The sequence below is a fragment of the Rahnella sp. RFA10(1/100) genome (assembly GCF_004195115.1).
Taxonomy (GTDB): Bacteria; Pseudomonadota; Gammaproteobacteria; order Enterobacterales; family Enterobacteriaceae; genus Rahnella; species Rahnella perminowiae.
In genome coordinates this window covers 243,527-264,028 of sequence record NZ_SEWR01000003.1, presented here as the reverse complement: position 1 = coordinate 264,028, position 20,502 = coordinate 243,527, and the positions used below count along the sequence as shown (strand labels likewise).

Here is a 20,502-nt window from a genome sequence, read left to right as displayed (position 1 = left end):
ATGAAGCCAAAATCTGTCACCCTCGATGATGTTGCGCGCCACGCCGGTGTGTCTTATCAGACCGTTTCGCGTGTACTGAATCAGGCTGCGCATGTGTCGGTCAGAACGCGTAATAAAGTCGAACAGGCAATGGCGGCGCTCAATTACGTTCCGAACCGTGTCGCACAGCAACTGGCGGGGAAACAAAGTTATACGCTGGGTCTGGCGACCACTGAGCTGGCATTGCATGCGCCGTCACAAATTGCGTCAGCGATGAAAACCCGTGCTAATCAGTTAGGCTTCAACGTTGTGATTTCGATGATTGATAACCTGAGCCTGACCGCCTGTCGTACGGCAGTAAACGAATTGATGTCGCAGCGGGTAGATGGCGTGCTGATTAACGTGCCGTTGTCGAATGACGATGCGGGGGCTATTGCGCAGTTGTGCGGCAACTTACCGGCGTTGTTTCTGGATGTAGATCCTGAAGCTGATGTGTTCAAAATTCTGTTCGATCCTCACTGCGGGGCAGAGCAGGGCGTGGCGCATTTACTGGCGCTCGGGCATCAGCAGATTGCCGTACTGACCGGCCCGCTCGAGTCCATCTCTGCACGGCTGCGTTATGAAGGCTGGCTGAAGACGCTGGCATTGCACGATATTACGCCCTGTGCGGTTCAGCATGGTGACTGGAGCGCGGCTTCGGGTTATCAGCAGGCATTATTGTTGCTCAGTCAGCCCGAACGTCCTACGGCGATTCTGGTTGCCAATGACCAGATGGCGCTCGGCGTTCTGCGTGCTGTCCATGAGTTTGGTCTGCGGGTACCGGAACAAATTTCGGTGATGGGTTATGACGATACTGAAGACAGCGCATTTTTCTTCCCGCCGCTGACCACAATCAAACAGGATTTCCGCCTGCTCGGTCACGAAAGCATTAACCGGCTGGTGGAGCATCTGCATACGCATGGCGATCATCAGCAATCCTCGCTGTTACTGCCCACTTCTTTGGTTGAACGCCACACGACCGCCAGACCGGGCACAAACCCGGTGTCACAGGAAGCCTTATCGCAGGAGCTGATCCGCATCGCGCGTCAGCTTAGCGCGCTCTGAACCGGATTTAACCCTCCCATGACGCGGAATTTGTGATCCGCGTCCCTTTCCCGCATACCTCCGCTTTACTTACTCGTCCGGGTTACGCATGTTTATCATATTGTGAGCGCATAACAATTTACCGGGGAGATATTATGACAACATCAGCGGAAGATAAATTATCATCGCTGGCCACTGTTCTGGCCCGCCGTGACTGGGAAAAACCGGCCTCGACACAGTGCAACAGGTTACCTGCACACCCGCCGTTTAACAGCTGGCGGGATGCAGAAGAAGCGAGAGATAATAAGGCTTCAGGAAACATCCGTAGCCTGAATGGCGAGTGGGCATTCAGCTATTTTAACCGTCCTGAAGCCGTGCCGGAGCAATGGCTGCAACAGGATCTGGCAGGTGCCGACGCTGTGCAGGTGCCATCAAACTGGCAACTGGCAGGTTATGACGCACCGATTTATACCAATGTGCAGTATCCGATCCCCGTCAATCCGCCGTTTGTACCGGAAGAAAATCCTACGGGTTGTTACTCGCTCACAGTTTCTGTGGATAATGACTGGCTGAGCAGCGGGCAGACGCGCATTGTGTTCAACGGCGTTAACTCTGCTTTCTATTTATGGTGTAACGGCCGGTGGATCGGGTATTCACAGGACAGCCGTTTACCGGCGGAATTCGATCTTAGTGGTGTACTGCACGCCGGTGAAAACCGTCTGGCGGTCATGGTGCTGCGCTGGAGTGACGGCAGTTATCTGGAAGATCAGGATATGTGGCGGATGAGTGGGATCTTCCGCGACGTCACCTTGCTGCATAAACCGGCGGAGCAGATTACCGATTTACAGGTGCGCACGCATCTGTTTCATGGCTTCACGCAGGCCGAACTGGAAGTACGGGTCAGCGCTGCCGTGCCGCCGAAAACAGCGGCTGATTATCAGGTGCGCGTCGAGTTGTGGCAGGGCGATAAACCGGTCACACAGCATCAGCAACCACTCGGCAGCGAAATCATTGATGAGCGCGGGTCGGCATTTGACCGAACCACGCTGCGTTTGCCGGTCAGCCAGCCTGCGTTGTGGAGTGCTGAACAGCCCGCCCTTTATCGCGCTGTCGTTTCCCTGATTTCTCCGCAGGGGCAGCTGATTGAAGCTGAAGCCTGCGATGTGGGCTTCCGTCAGGTAGAAATCAGCAACGGGCTACTGAAAGTGAACGGCCAGCCGGTGTTGATCCGCGGCACCAACCGCCACGAGCATCACCCTGAAAACGGTCAGGTGATGGACGAAGCCACCATGCGCCGCGACATCGTGCTGATGAAACAGCATAACTTCAACGCCGTACGCTGCTCGCATTATCCGAACCATCCGCTTTGGTACAAACTTTGCGATGAATATGGCCTGTATGTGGTCGATGAAGCCAATATCGAAACTCACGGCATGCAGCCAATGAACCGTCTTTCGGACGATCCGGTCTGGTTCAACGCGTTCAGCGAACGTGTGACGCGTATGGTTCAGCGCGACCGCAACCATCCGTGCATCATCATCTGGTCACTGGGCAATGAGTCCGGTCATGGCGCGAATCACGATGCACTTTATCGCTGGATCAAGTCTGTTGATCCCACCCGTCCGGTGCAGTACGAAGGCGGCGGAGCCAACAGTGCGGCAACCGACATTATCTGCCCGATGTATTCCCGTGTTGAGCAGGATCAGCCGTTCCCGGCCGTACCTAAATGGTCGATTAAAAAATGGATCAGCATGCCGGATGAAACCCGTCCGCTGATCCTCTGCGAATACGCCCACGCGATGGGCAACAGCTTTGGCGGCTTCGATAAATACTGGCAAGCGTTCCGCCAGTTTCCGCGTCTGCAGGGCGGTTTTGTCTGGGACTGGGTCGATCAGAGCCTGCTGCGCACCGGCGATAACGGCGAGCGTTATATGGCCTACGGCGGTGACTTTGGCGATACGCCCAATGACCGTCAGTTCTGCATGAACGGTCTGGTGTTTGCTGACCGTACGCCGCATCCGTCCTTGTTTGAAGCGCAGCGCGCCCAGCAATTCTTCCAGTTTTCGCTGATCAGCACCTCGCCGCTGATGCTGGAAATTCAGAGCGAATATCTGTTCCGCCACAGTGATAACGAACAACTGGTCTGGCGTATCGAACATGACGGTGAGGTCATTTCGCAGGGCGAAGCGGTGTTAGATATCGCGCCAAACGGCAAACAAACCCTGAATCTGGGCGATATTCCCTCGTCGGAAGGGGATTTGTGGCTGAACGTGGCAGTGCATCAGCCGCAGGCGACCGCCTGGTCAGAAGCCGGGCACCGCAGCGCCTGGGATCAATGGCAATTGCCGCAGCCAATGACCTTACAGGTAACGGAGAAAATTTCTGCTGTTGCACCGGTACTGGAGCAGCAAAACGGCCTGATTACGGTAGCACATGGCACACAGCGCTGGCAGTTCAGCCAGCAAAGCGGACTGCTGGAACAGTGGTTTGATGGCTCAACGCGGCGTCTGCTGAGTGCGCTGCGCGACCAGTTTATCCGTGCGCCGGTGGATAACGATATCGGCGTCAGCGAAGTCACCCGTATTGATCCAAATGCCTGGGTTGAACGCTGGAAAGCGGCGGGTATGTACCAGCTGGAACCGCGTTTATTAAACATCTGTGCCGACCAGTTACAGGACAGCGTGGTGATCACCACCACCCACGCATTCATGGCGGGGGAAGAAACGCGACTGCTGAGCCGTAAGATTTTCCGCATCGATAATCAGGGCGAACTGCATATCAGCGCCGATGTCCGCGTGGCGTCAAATGTACCGTCGCCGGGTCGCATTGGCATGACCTGCCAGCTGGCGGACACCGCAGAAAACGTCAGCTGGCTGGGACTGGGACCGCACGAGAATTATCCTGACCGCCGTCTGGCGGCGCAGCACGGGCGCTGGACGTTGCCACTGACAGAGATGTACACGCCGTACGTTTTCCCGACCGAAAATGGCCTGCGTGGAGAAACCCGCGAACTGGATTACGCCGGATGGAAGCTGCGTGGAAACTTCCACTTCGGTCTGAGCCGCTACAGCCTGCAACAGCTGATGAATAGCAGCCATCGTCACTTATTGCGTGAAGAAGAGGGCACATGGCTGAACATCGACGGCTTCCATATGGGGGTCGGCGGTGATGATTCCTGGAGCCCGAGCGTCAGTCCTGATTTCCTGCTGACGGCCGGTCAGTATCATTATTCGTTCACCTGGAAGCGTGCCTGATATCCCGCGCTGCGGCCTTAACCCGCCGCAGCGCAGTATTCAGACGTAAGGAATCTGCTTATGTATTACCTGAAAAATACTAACTTTTGGATGTTCGGGCTGTTCTTCTTCTTTTACTTTTTCATCATGGGAGCCTATTTTCCGTTTTTCCCGATCTGGCTGCATGACATCAACCAGATCAGCAAAAGTGACACCGGCATCATCTTCGCCAGTATTTCGTTGTTCTCGCTGTTGTTCCAGCCGGTGTTTGGTTTACTGGCCGATAAACTGGGGTTGAAAAAGCATTTGCTGTGGATCATCACCGGCATGCTGATCCTGTTCGCGCCATTCTTTATTTATGTATTTGGCCCGTTACTGAAAATAAATATTTACCTTGGATCGGTAGTGGGCGGGATTTACCTGGGTCTGATTTACAACGCCGGTGCACCTGCGATTGAAGCCTATATCGAGAAAGTCAGTCGCCGCAGCAGCTTTGAATTTGGCCGTGCACGCATGTTCGGCTGTGTCGGCTGGGCGCTGTGCGCATCGGTGGTCGGCATCATGTTTACCATTAACAATGAATTCGTATTCTGGCTCGGCTCCGGCTGTGCGGTCATTCTTGCTATCCTGTTGCTGATCGCCAGGCCGGAAGTGACCTCCAGCGCACGTGTGGTCAATGAACTGGGGGCGAACAGCAAACCGTTCAATTTCAAACTGGCCGTCGAACTGCTGAAAGATAAAAAACTGTGGTTCCTGGCGCTGTACGTCATTGGCGTCTCCTGTACGTATGACGTATTTGACCAGCAGTTTGCTAACTTCTTTACCTCCTTCTTCGCGTCATCTTCTGAAGGGACGCGCGTCTTTGGCTATGTCACCACCATGGGCGAACTGCTGAACGCCAGCATCATGTTCTTCGCACCGCTGATTGTGAACCGGATTGGCGGCAAGAATGCTTTATTGCTGGCCGGTGCTATTATGTCCGTGCGTATCATCGGTTCATCTTTCGCGTCGTCACCGCTGGAAGTGGTGGTGCTGAAAACCTTGCATATGTTTGAGGTGCCGTTCCTGATTGTCGGTTGCTTCAAGTACATCACCTCAGTGTTTGAAGTGCGTTTCTCGGCGACGATTTATCTGGTGACCTTCTGTTTCTTCAAACAGGTGGCGATCATCTTTATGTCCGTTTTCGCGGGCAATATGTATGACCGTATCGGTTTCCATGGCACCTATCTGATCCTCGGATTAGTCGCGCTGACCTTCACGGTGATTTCTGCCTTTACGCTGAGCGGTCGCGGCCCTCTTCAGGCATTCAAAACCCCTGAACCGTTAAAAAACAGCCACGCAAATCCTTAATTTATCTGCAGTCTTTGTTACGAAATTGGCACTTCATCGCATTGTTAGTTAACCTTACAGAACACTTGCTGCCTCGTTAAACGGGGCAGCTTTAGTTTTTGCAGCCCGTGAGGGTGTAATTTTGGGGTACCTTAAATGGATGATTTGAACGTGGTGGGCAGCATCAATAATGCTGGCAACTGGTTGGTGAGAAACCAGGCGTTATTGCTTCATTACGCCGTGAATATTGTGGCAGCAGTCTTCATTCTGATTGTGGGGCTGATTATCGCCCGCATCGTTTCCGGTGCCGTCAGCCGGGTGTTAAAAGTTCGTGGTATTGATATCACGGTTTCCGATTTTCTTTCCGCCATGGTGCGTTACGCGATTATCGCCTTCACGCTGATTGCGGTTCTGGGAAGGATTGGCGTGCAAACCACGTCCGTGATCGCCGTCATCGGTGCCGCCGGTCTGGCCGTCGGTCTGGCATTACAAGGCTCACTGTCTAACTTTGCGGCGGGCGTTCTGCTGGTGATTTTCCGGCCGTTCCGTGCCGGTGAATATGTTGACCTCGGCGGCGTGGCCGGTACTGTCACTCAGGTACAAATTTTTTCCACTACCCTGCGTACACCGGATAACAAAATTATTGTGGTGCCAAACGGCAAAATCATCGCCGGTAACATCATCAACAATTCACGCGAACCGACCAGCCGTATCGAGCTGACTGTTGGCGTAGGTTATGATTCTGACATTGATCTGGTGAAAAAAATCCTGACCGATATCATCACTGCCGATCAGCGCGTTTTGCAGGATAAAGGTGTCGTGGTTCGTCTGAACGAAATGGCGGCATCTACCCTGAATTTCATCGTGTATGCCTGGACCAACAACGGTGATGCGCAGAACGTGAAATGGGATTTGCTGGAGTCGTTTAAACGTGCACTGGATAAAAACAATATCAATATTGCTTACCCGCAAATGGATGTTCACCTTTATCAGGTAGCGGGCAAGGCAGCCGGACAGCAGGAAGAACGACGCACGTTCGAATAAGAGATCCTTTCCGGATTCGGATTTTCACAGGCGCCTGCGGGCGCCTTTTTCATGCCTGAAATATCCCGCTGTCGCTGATAAGTCAGGCTAATGACCGATTAGAAATTTCCATTTCCTCTTATGCCCGCTAAGCCCTTACACTGCGCGCAATCTCTGTTACTGATTCTCTGAAGGATATCCCTATGCTGGCAATTTTCCTGCAAGGACTGGCGATGAGCGCCGCGATGATTTTACCGATTGGCCCGCAAAATGCATTTGTGATGAATCAGGGCATCCGCCGTCAGTATCATCTGATGATCGCCGGCTTGTGCGCGCTGAGTGACATTGCGCTGATTTGCGGCGGTATTTTTGGCGGCAGCGCGTTGCTGAGCCAATCCCCGACGTTACTGTTGCTGGTGAGCTGGGGCGGTGTGGCATTTTTACTGTGGTATGGCTGGGGTGCATTTCGTACGGCATTCAGCAAAAATCCCGAACTGGCTCAGGCTGAAGTGGCGAAGCAAAGTCGCTGGAAAATTGTCGTCAGCATGCTGGCGGTGACCTGGCTGAATCCGCACGTTTATCTTGATACATTCGTGGTGCTTGGCAGTCTGGGCGGCAGCCTGAGCCATGATGAGCGTTCGTGGTTTGCGCTCGGTGCCGTCAGTGCGTCAGTGATATGGTTCTTCGGGCTGGCTATTCTCGCCGCTATGCTCGCGCCATGGCTTAATACCGGCAAAGTGCAGCGGGTGATAAACTTTATCGTCGGCGTCATTATGTGGGGGATTGCAATACAACTGGCCCGTCAGACCGGGGTATTTTGAGTTTTGTCACTAATCTTAGTTTCTGTTGCAACGGATTATGCTACGGTTTCGCAGATTGTTTGACCTATCTATTGCCAGATCTTTGATGATTAATGGAGGCACTGTGAAACTGAAAGCATTGGCTGTAGCAGCGATGTTGGGATTAGGGACATTACCGTTGACGTTACAGGCGGCAGAATTACCTGCCGGGCCGCACGTCGTCACGTCAGGCACCGCAAGCGTGGATGCCACGCCGGATATCGCGACGCTGGCGATTGAAGTCAGCGTGTCAGCGAATGATTCGGCCAGCGCCAAGAAGCAGGCTGATGAACGCGTGGCGGAATACTTTGCTTTCCTGCAAAAAAACGGCATTGAGAAAAAAGATATTAATGCTGCCAACCTGCGTACTCAGCCGGAATACAACTATCTGAAAGACGGCACGTCGCAGCTGAAAGGCTACCGTGCAGTACGTCAGGTTCAGGTAACATTACGTCAGCTGGACAAACTGAACGAACTGCTGGATGGCGCACTGAAATCAGGTCTGAATGAAGTGCGTGCGGTTGAACTGGGTGTTGCCAATCCGGATAAATTCCGCGATGAAGCACGTCAGAAAGCCATCGAAAATGCCACGCAGCAGGCAAAATCACTGGCCGAAGGTTTCCATACCAAACTGGGGCCGGTTTACAGCATCCGTTACCACGTTGCTAACTACCAGCCGATGCCGGTTGCACGTATGTATAAAACGGCTGAAGCCGCAGGCCAGAGCGATGTGGCGCAAACCTACGAGCAGCAAAGCATTCACTTCGACGATCAGGTCGATGTCGTTTTCGAATTGCAGCCTCAGGCTCCCGCACAGTAAATATGAAAAAACCCGCTCCGGCGGGTTTTTTATTTCTGTTTTCGCCAGGCAAATCAGTCCTGACGCAACACCTGATGGCCGTGTGCCAGCAGGGCATCGGTCACTTTGCGCATCATGCGGCTTTCCGGTGCAAAACGGTGCCAGTAAAGCATACGGCGCTGGAAAAGACCCGGCGTCAGGTCGATCAGCTCACCGCTTTCCAGTTCTTTCTCAATCTGTAAATGCGGGATCATGCAGCAGGTGGTGCCCTGACGGGCCAGTTGTACGAACGCTTCCGACGAGTTAACGATATGGCACGGCACGCTGCCAGGCGATAAATCGAAGTTCTGTTGCAGGAAGGCCTGATGCATATCATCAAGATGGTCAAATGCCACCGCCGGTGCTTTCAGTAAGGCGGAGCGGGTGACGCCGTTCGGAAAATAGCGATCAGCAAAAGGTTTGGAACCCACAAACAAATAATCCAGTGCACCGAGCTGATCCACCAGACAACTCGGCAGTGGCTGTGGCTGTATACTCACCGCACCGACGACTTCGCCGCGACGCAAGCGCTCCTGCGTTCGGGTTTCGTCTTCCACCTGTAAATTAAGACGGATAGGGGAATCGACCAGCACCGATTTCAGCGCAGGCAGTAACCAGGTTGCCAGACTGTCGGCGTTGACTGCCAGTGAAAGCAACAGCGGTGTATCGTTGCTTTCGTGATTGCTGTCGCTGCCCAGCCACTCTTCTTCCAGTAATTCCACCTGATGTAACAAGGCCAGCAATTTCTGCCCCTGTTCAGTCGGACGGGGGGGAACGGTACGGACCAGCAGCGGCTGGCCGAACAAATTTTCCAGTTGCTTAATGCGCTGAGAGACTGCCGATTGTGTGATGCAAAGCTTCTGTGCTGCGCGTTCAAAACCGCGCTCACGGATCACCGCGTCCAGTGCCTGCAGCGTTCTATAGTCCGGGCGTTTCATCGGAGTTCTGTCCCTTGGATTCAATGTTATCGGGACACTATGCCACAGATTGTCAGGTTTTGTGGTGAGGAAAATCGGGGTGTTTGCAACACAATTGCACTTAATAAGTGTGATCTGGTCACGCTCTTGACTGCCCAATCTGCCGGGACATGCTTTATAATCACCCGCACTCTTCGTTTCACCGAACCATTCACGCCACTTTCGTGTTATCAGACAGAGAAGCCATTATGACGCAGGAAGAATTGAAAAAAGCAGTCGGTTGGGCCGCGCTGGATTACGTGACGCCGGGCACCATTGTCGGTGTCGGTACCGGATCCACTGCCGCGCATTTCATCGATGCACTGGGTTCCATCAAAGGCCAGATAGAAGGCGCCGTTTCCAGCTCCGACGCCTCAACTGCAAAACTGAAAAGCTTAGGCATCCATGTTTTCGACAGCAACGAAGTGGATTCGCTGGATGTGTATGTTGACGGTGCAGATGAAATCAATGGCGCAATGCAAATGATCAAAGGCGGCGGCGCGGCGCTGACCCGTGAAAAAATCATTGCCGCGATTGCCAAAAAATTCATCTGCATTGTGGATGCCTCTAAGCAGGTGGATGTGTTGGGTAAATTCCCCTTGCCTGTTGAAGTGATCCCGATGGCTCGTTCTTACGTGGCGCGTGAACTGGTGAAACTCGGCGGCCTGCCGGAATACCGTCAGAATGTACTGACAGACAACGGCAACGTGATCCTGGATGTGCACAACCTGAATATTCTTGATGCTGTCGCGATGGAAAATAAGATCAACAGTATTGCCGGTGTGGTGACTGTCGGTCTGTTCGCCAACCGGGGGGCTGATGTGGCGCTGGTCGGGACTTCCGAAGGTGTCAAAACCATCAAACTGAAGTAATCAGCCTATAAGCAGAAGATCTGGCTGCTTTTGTCCCGGGCAGCCAGTCTCCGCCTCGTCATCCCGCTGTCATAACGCAATGTTATGAAGATGATAATTTTCCGACTGAATCATCTTTTATTTAAAAGCTTTAATTTGGTGACTTATGTCACATTCCTGTATTTCTCCTCCTGAACGTCTGGCTCAGCAAAATCTAACCAGCATGAAATGCTAAAAACCAACAGGTGCGCTGAGCCTTCTGCTGGGGGGCAGGCAATCGTTTGTATTGATGATGGCGGATTTTTTGTTATGTTGACTGTGAGCAGTCACCATGCAGTTTGAATTCAGTCAGAAAATTATAGGGTCGGGAAATGGCAAAAGTATCACTTGAGAAAGACAAGATTAAGTTTTTGTTAGTGGAAGGCGTCCACCAAAGTGCGGTTGATACACTCCGTGCCGCGGGTTACACCAATATTGAATTTCACAAAGGTGCTTTAGACACGCAATCGCTGAAAGAATCGATCCGTGACGCGCACTTTGTTGGACTCCGATCGCGTACTCAGCTGACTGAAGAAGTGTTCCAGGCAGCAGAAAAACTGGTGGCTGTTGGATGTTTCTGCATCGGCACCAATCAGGTGGATCTTAAAGCTGCGACCCGTCGTGGTATTCCGGTCTTTAACGCACCGTTCTCCAATACCCGTTCGGTTGCGGAAATGGTGCTGGGCGAAATGTTGCTGATGATGCGCGGTATTCCTGAAGCGAATGCGAAAGCGCACCGTGGTGTGTGGAACAAACTGGCAGTCGGTTCATTCGAAGCGCGTGGCAAGCGTCTGGGGATCATTGGTTACGGCCACATTGGTACGCAGCTGGGGATCCTGGCGGAAAGCCTGGGGATGCGCGTCTTCTATTACGACATCGAAAGCAAACTGCCATTGGGTAATGCGCAGCCGATTGCGACGCTGGAAGAATTGCTTAACACCAGCGACGTGGTCACCTTGCATGTGCCGGAAACTGCCGGTACGAAAGACATGATTTCGGAGGCGCAGCTGGCCCAGATGAAACCGGGCGCGCTGCTAATCAATGCCTCACGCGGCACCGTTATCGACATTCCGGCGCTGTGTGATGCACTGCGCAGCAAACATCTTTCCGGCGCGGCGATTGACGTCTTCCCGGAAGAACCGGCGACCAACAGTGATCCGTTCAATTCTCCGTTGTGTGAATTCGACAACGTCCTGCTGACGCCACACATCGGTGGCTCGACAATGGAAGCGCAGGAAGGTATCGGCCTTGAGGTGGCAGGTAAACTGGCGAAATACTCTGACAACGGTTCAACCCTGTCAGCGGTTAACTTCCCGGAAGCCTCTCTGCCTGCGCATACCGAGAAAGCCAGCCGTCTGTTGCATATCCATGAAAACCGTCCGGGGGTGCTGACCAGCATCAACCAGATTTTCGCGGAGCAAGGGATTAATATCGCCGCACAGTATCTGCAAACCAGCCCTGAAATCGGTTATGTCGTTATCGATGCTGAAACAGATACCACGACGCTGAATACCGCACTGCAACTGATGAAGGCAATTCCGGGAACCATTCGTGCCCGTTTGCTTTACTGAGCATATCAGCCATAAATGACAAAGCCGCCGGAAGGCGGTTTTTTTGTTTCTGGCATCAGGGTAATAAACAATATCCGCTGGTGAACGCGGGAATCAAAACGTCAGAAGTAAAAAGACAGGGTGATCAGACCACAGAGGATCACTGATGAAAAAGTGATTTCGAACAGGTAGCGGCGCAGGATCATCTGTCAGTACCTCGGGCGGATAAACGGAGAAAAAAACACCCGGCGAACCGGGTGTTAAATTAACAGTCTTGATAAGCGCGAGCAGCGATGCTCACGAAGACTACTTCGTTACTTCTTATGCTGCCGGGGTAGCTTTTGCAGCCGGAGCAGCTTTCTTAGCATGTTTTACGTGTTTTTTAGCAGCCTGGGCTTTCTGTGCAACCGGAGCGGCTTTCTTAGCATGTTTTACGTGTTTTTTAGCAGCCTGGGCTTTCTGGGCAACCGGAGCGGCTTTCTTAGCGTGTTTCACGTGTTTTTTAGCAGCCTGGGCTTTCTGTGCAACCGGAGCGGCTTTCTTAGCGTGTTTCACGTGTTTTTTAGCAGCCTGAGCTTTCTGAGCGACCGGTGCTTTCTTCGCTGCTTTTTTGTGTTTCTTGGCAGCCTGCGCTTTCTGAACAGGTTTCTTGTGTGCTTTATGCTTAGTCGCATGAGCCGGAGCCGCTGTAGTTGCTGTGGCAGCAGGTGCCGGTGTTGCTGTAGTTTCAGCAGCGAAAGCGACAGAAGACAGGCCCATTGCAGCGGCTACAACCAGAGCTAATACTTTTTTCATGTTTAATTCCTCAGGAGTCTTGGTTTATGTGTCTACCCCACTGCGGGGCCGATGTGAGAATAATAGGCGTGACGAACCCTGTTGTCCGTGAGTGATTGGTTTCGGCGTGTAACGGTATGTATAAGCGGTAAATATGATTTATTTCAAAGGGTTGGTTATTTCTGACAAAAGAGGAGATGCCGGAGGCTGCAATTAGTTACAACATACTAATAAATGATATCCTCTGTTTCCGGCTGACACCTTACCTGCAGTGAATTTATATTGCCTGGCATCACCAGACCCACACTTTTCCGGGCGTGATGACTTCAGGTAATGGTACATCCCAGTGTTCAGCCGGTAAGGCATCGACATGCTGACAATCGTGCGCCAAACCTATCGGATACGGACCGCCCGCTTCCCGGCGCTCAAGTGTGCGGTCATAAAAGCCTCCCCCCATACCTAAGCGTTGCCCGGCACTGTCGAAGGCGACCAGCGGCGTCAGGATGATATCCAGTTGCGGCAGCGGAATAACCTGAGTGACATCCAGTTGTGGCTCCAGAATTTTGAGACGATTACGCACCAGCGGCGTGTCGGGCGTATAACGCAAAAAAAGCAGGTTTCCGGGCGAGAAAGGGTGCAGCACCGGCAGGCAGAGTTGTTTGCCTTCGTTCCACAAGCGGCCGATCAACGGTGCGGTATCCAGCTCACCATCAAATGACAGAAACAAAGAAACTGTAGAGGCGGACATAATCTTCGGGTGGGTTGCGACGCGTTCTGCAGCCTTAAGGGCAAAATCAGTTTGCTGTTCAGCAGTCAGAGCCTGTCTGCGTTGGCGTATTTCACTGCGGAGAATTTGTCGGGCTGATGCGAACAGAGGAGTATAAGACATAGATACAAACACCAGAAAGGGATGTACCGCAAAGAAAGGGGGATCTCCGAGATGCCGTCGCAGGCTGTAACCCTTGAACCCATGGTTCAAGGTGAACGTGCTGTCGCAATCTTTAGGCTTCTCGGACGGGCCGAGCATGCGCACCGATTACGGATCATCACATTCTGTTGGTACTAATTATCGGCTCAGGGGACGGGCCCGCTGGCGAACATCTCAGAGAAATTTTTTACCGTTTCTGACAACCTGTGACCAGTCAGTCAGCAACGTGTGTTATTCGAAAGGCGCCCCTTCACGTTCAGAGATCCGGCCTTGTTCGAGCAATGCCTGCTCGATGGTTTGTTGCAACATCCGGATACGTTGTTCCATATTGGATGCGTAATCGCGAGTTTTCAACCTTTCCTGAGCAAGTTCGTGACATACGTTCAATGCCGCGATGAATACCAGTTGCTCGGTATTGGTGACTCTAGTGCGAACTTTCAGATCTTGCAACCGCTGATTAAGATCTTCAGCTGCCAGATTCAGTGCTTCCTGTTGTTCTGGCGGACAATTCACCCGTAAAGAGCGACCAAAAATTTGAATATCTACCGGTTGTGCAGACATGCCACCTTCCTGCTGATTTATTCGTCCGCCCCAACGTGACCACTACGACCTGGCGCAGGATGTTGGAAGCGGGCGCCACTATAACTATCTCAATACCAGGTTACAACCCCATGACCGACTGATTGCTGCCCGATTGCTCAGGGCGTGCCATTCATGCCTAAGACCACCCAATCACGGGCTGCTAATCTGGTACTACGACAGACCTTGGTGGTAGCATAACACGAACTTAACCTGCCAACGATGGCGAATGCGCATGTCTATTGAGAATACTTACCCTACTTACGATTCGTTGGATCAAAACCTGAAACAACAATCGGTTGCTTTGACCGCAGCAGAAATGCACGGTTTGATCAGTGGTTTGCTGTGCGGTGGCAATCGCGATGGCAGCTGGCTGACGATGGTGCATGACCTGACTAACGAAGGCATAGCCTTCCCGCACACGCTGGCCGATTTGCTGCAACAACTGCGCAAAGTGACGTCAGACACCCTCGAGGATGACAGCTTCGAATTCAAAATGTTGATGCCAGACGATGAAAAACACGTCTTTGAGCGTGCCGATGCGCTGGCCGGATGGGTGAACCATTTCCTGCTCGGGCTGGGCATGATGCAGCCAAAACTGGCCAAAGTGAAAGGCGAAGTGGGTGAAGCGATCGACGATTTACGCAGCATCGCACAACTGGGTTACGACGAAGATGAAGATCAGGAACAGCTGGCACAATCTTTAGAGGAAGTTGTGGAGTATGTCCGTGTCGCCGCCATCCTGTGCTTTGGTGAATTTGGTCACAGTCGCCCGACGGCTGCGGAAAATCACCGTACGTTGCATTAATCGTACGTTGCATTAAATAAAGCGATTGCACTCATTAAAACGATTTCAGGAGAAGGTGTGATGACTCAGCAAGAGTACGAGAATCGTCGTCAGGCGCTGTTAGCGAAGATGGCACCGGGCAGCGCTGCGGTAATTTTTTCTGCGCCGGAAGCCCCACGCAGTGCCGACAGTGAATATCCGTATCGTCAGAGCAGTGATTTCTGGTACTTCACCGGTTTCAATGAGCCGGAAGCGGTATTGATCCTGGTGAAAAGTGATGAAAATCATAATCACAGCGTCCTGTTTAACCGTGTCCGTGATCTCACCGCTGAAATCTGGTTTGGTCGTCGTTTAGGTCAGGACGCTGCGCCCGCCAAACTTGGCGTGACCAAAGCACTGCCTTTTGATGATATCAACGACCAGCTTCATCTGCTGTTTAATGGCCTCGATGTGGTGTATCACGCACAAGGCGATTACGCGTATGCGGATGAAATCGTTAACCGTGCCATGGAAAAATTGCGCAAAGGCTTCCGCCAGAATCTCTCCGCGCCTGCCACTGTGACTGACTGGCGTCCCTGGGTGCATGATATGCGCCTGTTCAAATCGGCTGAAGAAATTGCCATCATGCGCCGCGCCGGACATATCACTGCGCTGGCGCATACCCGTGCGATGGAAAAATGCCGCCCGGGCATGTTTGAATATCAGCTTGAAGGCGAAATTCACCACGAATTTAACCGTCATGGCGCGCGTTACCCTTCCTACAACACCATTGTGGGCGGAGGCGAAAACGGCTGCATCCTGCATTACACCGAAAACGAATGTGAATTGCGTGACGGCGATTTAGTGTTGATCGACGCCGGTTGTGAATATCAGGGCTATGCCGGTGATATCACCCGTACTTTCCCGGTGAACGGTAAATTCAGTAAAGCGCAGCGTGAAATCTACGACATCGTGCTGGCCTCAGAATATAAAGCGCTGGCAGTCTTCGGCCCGGGCAGCAGCATTCAGGCTGCGACCGAAGCGGCAGTACGCGTGATGATTGAAGGTCTGGTAAAACTCGGTGTCATGAAAGGCGATGTTGAAACCCTTTACGCTGAACAGGCTCACCGCCAGTTCTTCATGCACGGTTTATCTCACTGGCTGGGACTGGACGTTCATGACGTCGGCCATTACGGTTCAGTTGATCGCAGCCGGACGCTGGAACCGGGCATGGTGCTGACCGTTGAACCGGGCCTGTATATTGCGCCGGACGCTGACGTACCGGAAGCGTACCGCGGTATCGGTATCCGCATCGAGGACGACATTCTGATCACCGCTACCGGTATTGAAATTCTGACCGGCGATGTGGTGAAAGAAGCCGATGATATTGAAGCGTTAATGGCGGCGGCACAGAAATAATATGAGTATTGTAATTGTTGGCGGCGGAATGACCGGTGCCACGCTGGCGCTGGCGATTTCTGCACTGACGCAGGGACGTTTGCCGGTGCATCTGGTGGAAGCCACTGCGCCGGAGCATCACGGGCATCCGGGTTTTGATGCCCGTTCGATCGCACTGGCGCAGGGAACCTGCCAGCAATTATCCCGGGTGGGGATCTGGCCTGCGCTGGCGGCGATCGCCACACCAATCCGCGATATCCACGTCAGCGATCGTGGTCACGCGGCTTTTGTCAATCTTAATGCCGCGCATTATGGCGTTGAAGCGCTGGGACAGGTGGTTGAGCTGCACGAAGTGGGCAAGCGTCTTTTTGCCATGCTGAAAAATGCTCCCGGTGTGACGTTGCATTGTCCGGCGAAAGTGACGGATGTCACGCGTTTGCAAGATTCCGCCAGCGTGACGCTCGACGATGGTCAAGTTCTGACTGCACAGCTTTTGGTGGCCGCTGACGGTTCCCATTCTTCGCTGGCAAAAGCCTGCAATATTGGCTGGCAACGTGAAGATTACGGACAGATTGCCGTCATCACCAACGTTGCGACCGGCGAGCCGCACAACGGCCGCGCGTTTGAGCGTTTCACTCAGCACGGACCGCTGGCCCTGCTTCCGATGTCCGACGGCCGCAGTTCCCTGGTCTGGTGTCATCCGCGAGAAGCGAAAGAAGAAATCGATAACTGGAGCGAAGCGCAGTTTCTCAGTGCGTTGCAAAAAGCGTTCGGCTGGCGTCTGGGCACCTTAAACCAGGCCGGTAAACGTTTCAGTTATCCGCTGCAATTACAAAAAGCTAACAGCCATATCAGTCACCGTCTGGCGCTGGTGGGCAACGCGGCGCAAACGCTGCATCCGATTGCGGGACAGGGTTTTAACCTCGGTCTGCGTGATGTCATCACGCTGGCGGAAACGCTGGCCCATGCTGCCGTACAAGGCACCGACGTCGGCAGTTACCCTGTGCTGAGTGAATATCAGCGGCGCCGTCAGCCTGATCAGCAGGCGACCATCGGCGTCACGGATGGCCTGATCCATCTCTTTGCCAACCGCTGGCTGCCATTAATGGTCGGACGTAATCTTGGTTTACTGGCGATGGAAGGCATTACGCCGCTACGTGATGCGTTTACCCGCCGGACGCTGGGCTGGGTTGACCGTTAATCCTTACAGGAAAAATTATGCAATCTTTTGATGTGGTTATCGCCGGTGGCGGAATGGTGGGTCTGGCGCTGGCGTGCGGATTACAGGGCAGCGGTTTGCGCGTTGCTGTACTGGAAAACCAGCAGCCGGATCTCGATACGCCGTTGCCGGAACAGCCGGGTTTACGGGTTTCGGCGATCAATGCTGCCAGTGAACGCCTGCTGAAATATATGGGTGTCTGGGACAGCATCATCGCTCAGCGTGCCAATGCTTATCAGGGGATGGAAGTCTGGGATCGCGACAGCTTCGGTAAAATTGCATTCCGTGGCGAAGAATACGGTTTCAGCCATCTGGGGCACATCATCGAAAATCAGGTGATCCACCGTGCTTTGTGGCAGCATGCGGAAAAATCTTCTGACATTACACTGCTCACATCAGCCACATTGAAAAATGTGGCATGGGGTGAAAATGAAGCCTTCATTACCCTCAATGATGATCGTCAGCTCAGTGCGCGCTTAGTCGTGGGAGCGGATGGTGCACAGTCATGGCTGCGTCAGCACGCCGATATTCCACTGACCTTTTGGGATTACCGCCATCATGCACTGGTGGCGACCATCCGCACGGAAGAACCGCACCAGTCTGTGGCACGGCAGGTATTCCACGGTGAAGGCATTCTGGCATTTCTGCCGCTGGCGGATACACATTTGTCTTCTATTGTCTGGTCAGTATCTCCGGATGAAGCGCAGCGCCTGAGGGCGCTGGAGCCAGAAGCATTCAACAAAATTCTCGCCAGCACCTTTGACCTGCGCCTTGGTGTCTGTGCAGTAGAAAGCGATCGTCTGACCTTCCCGCTGACCGGACGTTATGCCCGCAGCTTCGCCGGACAACGTCTGGCGCTGGTCGGGGATGCGGCACACACCGTGCATCCGCTGGCCGGGCAGGGTGTCAACTTAGGCTTTATGGATGCTGCTGAACTGGTCTCCGAAATCAAACGTCTGCAAAAAGAAGGCAAGGATTTTGGCCAGCATATGTATCTGCGCCGTTATGAGCGCCGCCGCAAACACAGCGCAGCGCTGATGCTTGCCGGAATGCAGGGCTTTCGCGAACTGTTTGCCGGTGACAATCCTGCCAAAAAACTGCTGCGCGATATCGGCCTGACGCTGGCGGATTCCCTGCCGGGTGTCAAACCGAAGCTGGTCCGACAGGCAATGGGGCTCAATGATTTACCTGAATGGTTACAGGAGCCATCGCTTCGATTGAAATAATCTAATTTCAGCTAAAATTTTCCATTACATTTTCTAATCCGGGGCCGGATTTCTCATTCTGCAAATGGTGAGAAATCCGGCCTTGTCGTTATATAACATCGACACTTTTGCTGTTTATTTGTAGATTTTGCGCCACAAACCCCAGTTTACCAGTCAAAAACTCTGCAAAATGCCCCTGTGAAATCACTGACATTCCCACCGCTCTGCATATTTTAACTTATGGTTAGCAGGGAGATTCAGTGGTAAGTTCAGGCAAAGGGTATCGTTTGCGCGGTGTGCTGTTTATGCACTTAATGAAATGAGGAATAAGATGGTTAAGCAGACTCAGCTTTATGAACAACATGTTGCGTGCGGCGCGCGTATGGTCGATTTCCACGGCTGGATGATGCCTTTGCATTACGGCTCCCAGCTGGATGAACACCACATTGTGCGTCAGGATGCCGGTATGTTTGACGTCTCGCACATGACCATTGTCGATCTCCACGGTGCCCGTACCCGTGAATTCCTCCGTTATCTTCTGGCGAACGATGTCGCCAAACTGACTGCCCCGGGTAAAGCGCTGTACACCGGCATGCTCAATGCCTCCGGCGGCGTCATTGACGATCTGATCGTTTACTTCCTTAATGAAAACTATTTCCGTCTGGTGGTTAACTCAGCGACCCGTGAGAAAGATCTGGCATGGATTTCGCAGCATGCAGAGCCGTACGGTATCGAACTGACGGTGCGTGATGATCTGGCACTGGTTGCCGTGCAGGGACCTCATGCGAAAGAAAAAGCAGAAACCCTGTTTACCGCTGAACAAAAACAAGCGGTAGCGGGCATGAAGCCATTCTTCGGCGTTCAGGCGGGCGACCTGTTTATCGCGACCACCGGTTACACCGGCGAAGCGGGTTATGAAATCGCGCTGCCGCAAGAGCAGGTTGCTGATTTCTGGCAAAAACTGCTGGCCGCAGGCGTGAAGCCAGCCGGTCTGGGCGCGCGTGACACCTTGCGTCTGGAAGCGGGCATGAATCTCTACGGTCAGGAAATGGATGAAGGCGTATCACCGCTGGCCGCCAACATGGGCTGGACCATCGCCTGGGTACCGGAAGACCGTGATTTTATCGGCCGTGACGCACTGGAAAGACAGCGCGAGCAGGGCACTGAACAGTTGGTTGGTCTGGTGATGACGGAGAAAGGTGTATTGCGTAACGAACTGCCGGTGCGATTCACCGACAGCGCGGGCAACACGCTGGAAGGCGTGATCACCAGCGGCTCATTCTCTCCGACGCTGGGCTACAGTATTGCGCTGGCACGCGTTCCGGCGGGCATTGGCGGGCACGCGATTGTGCAAATCCGTAACCGCGAAATGCCGGTGAAAGTCACGAAGCCAGGTTTTGTCCGTAACGGCAAACCGCTGGCGCAGTAAAAATCCGACATAAAATTATCCAGTTAACGCTGAATTAAGCACTTTTTTGGAGAAAATATAATGAGCAATGTTCCAGCAGATTTGAAATACGCGTCTTCCCACGAGTGGATTCGTTCAGAAGGTAACGGAATTTACACCGTAGGTATCACCGAACACGCACAGGAATTACTGGGCGACATGGTATTTGTTGATCTGCCGGAAGTGGGCCGTGAAGTTGCCGCCGGTGAAGACTGCGCCGTGGCGGAATCCGTCAAAGCGGCTTCCGACATTTACTCTCCGATCAGCGGCGAAATCATTGCGGTAAACGCTGAACTGGAAGGTTCTCCGGAGCTGGTCAACAGCGAGCCATATGACACCGGTTTCCTGTTCCAGATTAAAGCATCAGATGAAAGCGAACTGGCTAACCTGCTTGATGCACAAGCCTATTCAGCATCCATTGAAGACTGATTAAACACTGTTTTACCCGCCCCGTAACCCGCTTGCG

At 53.0% G+C, this 20,502-nt stretch carries 18 protein-coding genes and 1 other RNA gene; 14 read left to right on the top strand and 5 right to left on the bottom strand.

Annotated elements, in window-relative coordinates:
- The 6 genes from ETV65_RS11710 to ETV65_RS11685 all read left to right on the top strand — a co-directional run bounded on the left by ETV65_RS11710 (position 1) and on the right by ETV65_RS11685 (position 8,306).
- Entirely contained in the window at positions 1 to 1,083 is a 1,083-nt protein-coding gene (locus ETV65_RS11710; protein WP_129953020.1) for a LacI family DNA-binding transcriptional regulator, read from the top strand.
- Positions 1,084 to 1,217: 134 nt separating this feature from the next.
- Positions 1,218 to 4,316, top strand: a complete 3,099-nt coding sequence (locus ETV65_RS11705; RefSeq protein ID WP_129953019.1) for a beta-galactosidase — start codon at positions 1,218 to 1,220, stop codon at positions 4,314 to 4,316.
- A 60-nt stretch (positions 4,317 to 4,376) separates the two neighbouring features.
- Positions 4,377 to 5,645 (top strand): MFS transporter, encoded by a 1,269-nt coding sequence (locus ETV65_RS11700; RefSeq protein WP_129953018.1) that lies wholly within the window; start codon positions 4,377 to 4,379, stop codon positions 5,643 to 5,645.
- Positions 5,646 to 5,780: 135 nt separating this feature from the next.
- Complete coding sequence (gene mscS / locus ETV65_RS11695) at positions 5,781 to 6,668, top strand: small-conductance mechanosensitive channel MscS (protein ID WP_129953017.1); 888 nt, start codon at positions 5,781 to 5,783, stop codon at positions 6,666 to 6,668.
- Between the two features lie 182 nt (positions 6,669 to 6,850).
- Positions 6,851 to 7,468 (top strand): arginine exporter ArgO, encoded by a 618-nt coding sequence (gene argO, locus ETV65_RS11690; protein ID WP_129953016.1) that lies wholly within the window; start codon positions 6,851 to 6,853, stop codon positions 7,466 to 7,468.
- A gap of 103 nt (positions 7,469 to 7,571) precedes the next feature.
- Positions 7,572 to 8,306: an oxidative stress defense protein gene (locus ETV65_RS11685; RefSeq protein ID WP_129953015.1), complete on the top strand. Its 735-nt coding sequence runs from the start codon at positions 7,572 to 7,574 to the stop codon at positions 8,304 to 8,306.
- Positions 8,307 to 8,359: 53 nt separating this feature from the next.
- Here ETV65_RS11685 and ETV65_RS11680 read toward each other — a convergent pair whose 3' ends face one another.
- Entirely contained in the window at positions 8,360 to 9,262 is a 903-nt protein-coding gene (locus ETV65_RS11680; protein WP_129953014.1) for a LysR family transcriptional regulator ArgP, read from the bottom strand.
- A 227-nt stretch (positions 9,263 to 9,489) separates the two neighbouring features.
- Here ETV65_RS11680 and rpiA point away from each other — a divergent pair, with 227 nt between their 5' ends.
- Positions 9,490 to 10,152 (top strand): ribose-5-phosphate isomerase RpiA, encoded by a 663-nt coding sequence (gene rpiA, locus ETV65_RS11675; RefSeq protein ID WP_129953013.1) that lies wholly within the window; start codon positions 9,490 to 9,492, stop codon positions 10,150 to 10,152.
- Between the two features lie 350 nt (positions 10,153 to 10,502).
- Positions 10,503 to 11,741 carry a phosphoglycerate dehydrogenase gene (serA, locus tag ETV65_RS11670; protein WP_129953012.1) on the top strand — a complete coding sequence of 413 codons (1,239 nt, stop codon included), beginning with the start codon at positions 10,503 to 10,505 and terminating at the stop codon, positions 11,739 to 11,741.
- Positions 11,742 to 12,041: 300 nt separating this feature from the next.
- Here serA and asr read toward each other — a convergent pair whose 3' ends face one another.
- The 4 genes from asr to zapA form a co-directional block, all read right to left on the bottom strand.
- A complete protein-coding gene (gene asr / locus ETV65_RS11665; RefSeq protein ID WP_113878248.1) occupies positions 12,042 to 12,515 on the bottom strand; it encodes an acid resistance repetitive basic protein Asr in 474 nt (157 codons plus the stop codon).
- Between the two features lie 271 nt (positions 12,516 to 12,786).
- Entirely contained in the window at positions 12,787 to 13,383 is a 597-nt protein-coding gene (locus tag ETV65_RS11660; RefSeq protein ID WP_129953011.1) for a 5-formyltetrahydrofolate cyclo-ligase, read from the bottom strand.
- A gap of 39 nt (positions 13,384 to 13,422) precedes the next feature.
- A non-coding RNA gene (gene ssrS / locus ETV65_RS11655) (6S RNA) lies at positions 13,423 to 13,606 on the bottom strand.
- 47 nt (positions 13,607 to 13,653) lie between these two features.
- Complete coding sequence (gene zapA, locus ETV65_RS11650) at positions 13,654 to 13,983, bottom strand: cell division protein ZapA (protein ID WP_013576788.1); 330 nt, start codon at positions 13,981 to 13,983, stop codon at positions 13,654 to 13,656.
- A gap of 253 nt (positions 13,984 to 14,236) precedes the next feature.
- Here zapA and ETV65_RS11645 point away from each other — a divergent pair, with 253 nt between their 5' ends.
- The 6 genes from ETV65_RS11645 to gcvH all read left to right on the top strand — a co-directional run bounded on the left by ETV65_RS11645 (position 14,237) and on the right by gcvH (position 20,465).
- On the top strand, positions 14,237 to 14,809 hold the full coding sequence (locus ETV65_RS11645; RefSeq protein WP_129953010.1) for a YecA family protein: 573 nt from the start codon (positions 14,237 to 14,239) through the stop codon (positions 14,807 to 14,809).
- A 60-nt stretch (positions 14,810 to 14,869) separates the two neighbouring features.
- Positions 14,870 to 16,186: a Xaa-Pro aminopeptidase gene (gene pepP / locus ETV65_RS11640; protein ID WP_129953009.1), complete on the top strand. Its 1,317-nt coding sequence runs from the start codon at positions 14,870 to 14,872 to the stop codon at positions 16,184 to 16,186.
- 1 nt (position 16,187) lies between these two features.
- Complete coding sequence (gene ubiH, locus ETV65_RS11635) at positions 16,188 to 17,366, top strand: 2-octaprenyl-6-methoxyphenyl hydroxylase (RefSeq protein ID WP_129953008.1); 1,179 nt, start codon at positions 16,188 to 16,190, stop codon at positions 17,364 to 17,366.
- A 17-nt stretch (positions 17,367 to 17,383) separates the two neighbouring features.
- The gene (gene ubiI / locus ETV65_RS11630; protein ID WP_129953007.1) at positions 17,384 to 18,610 is read left to right on the top strand and encodes an FAD-dependent 2-octaprenylphenol hydroxylase; all 1,227 of its coding nucleotides are present in this window, start codon (positions 17,384 to 17,386) and stop codon (positions 18,608 to 18,610) included.
- 310 nt (positions 18,611 to 18,920) lie between these two features.
- Positions 18,921 to 20,018, top strand: coding sequence for a glycine cleavage system aminomethyltransferase GcvT (gcvT, locus tag ETV65_RS11625; RefSeq protein WP_129953006.1), 1,098 nt, complete (start codon positions 18,921 to 18,923; stop codon positions 20,016 to 20,018).
- A gap of 60 nt (positions 20,019 to 20,078) precedes the next feature.
- Entirely contained in the window at positions 20,079 to 20,465 is a 387-nt protein-coding gene (gene gcvH, locus ETV65_RS11620; RefSeq protein WP_129953005.1) for a glycine cleavage system protein GcvH, read from the top strand.
- Positions 20,466 to 20,502 lie beyond the last annotated feature (37 nt).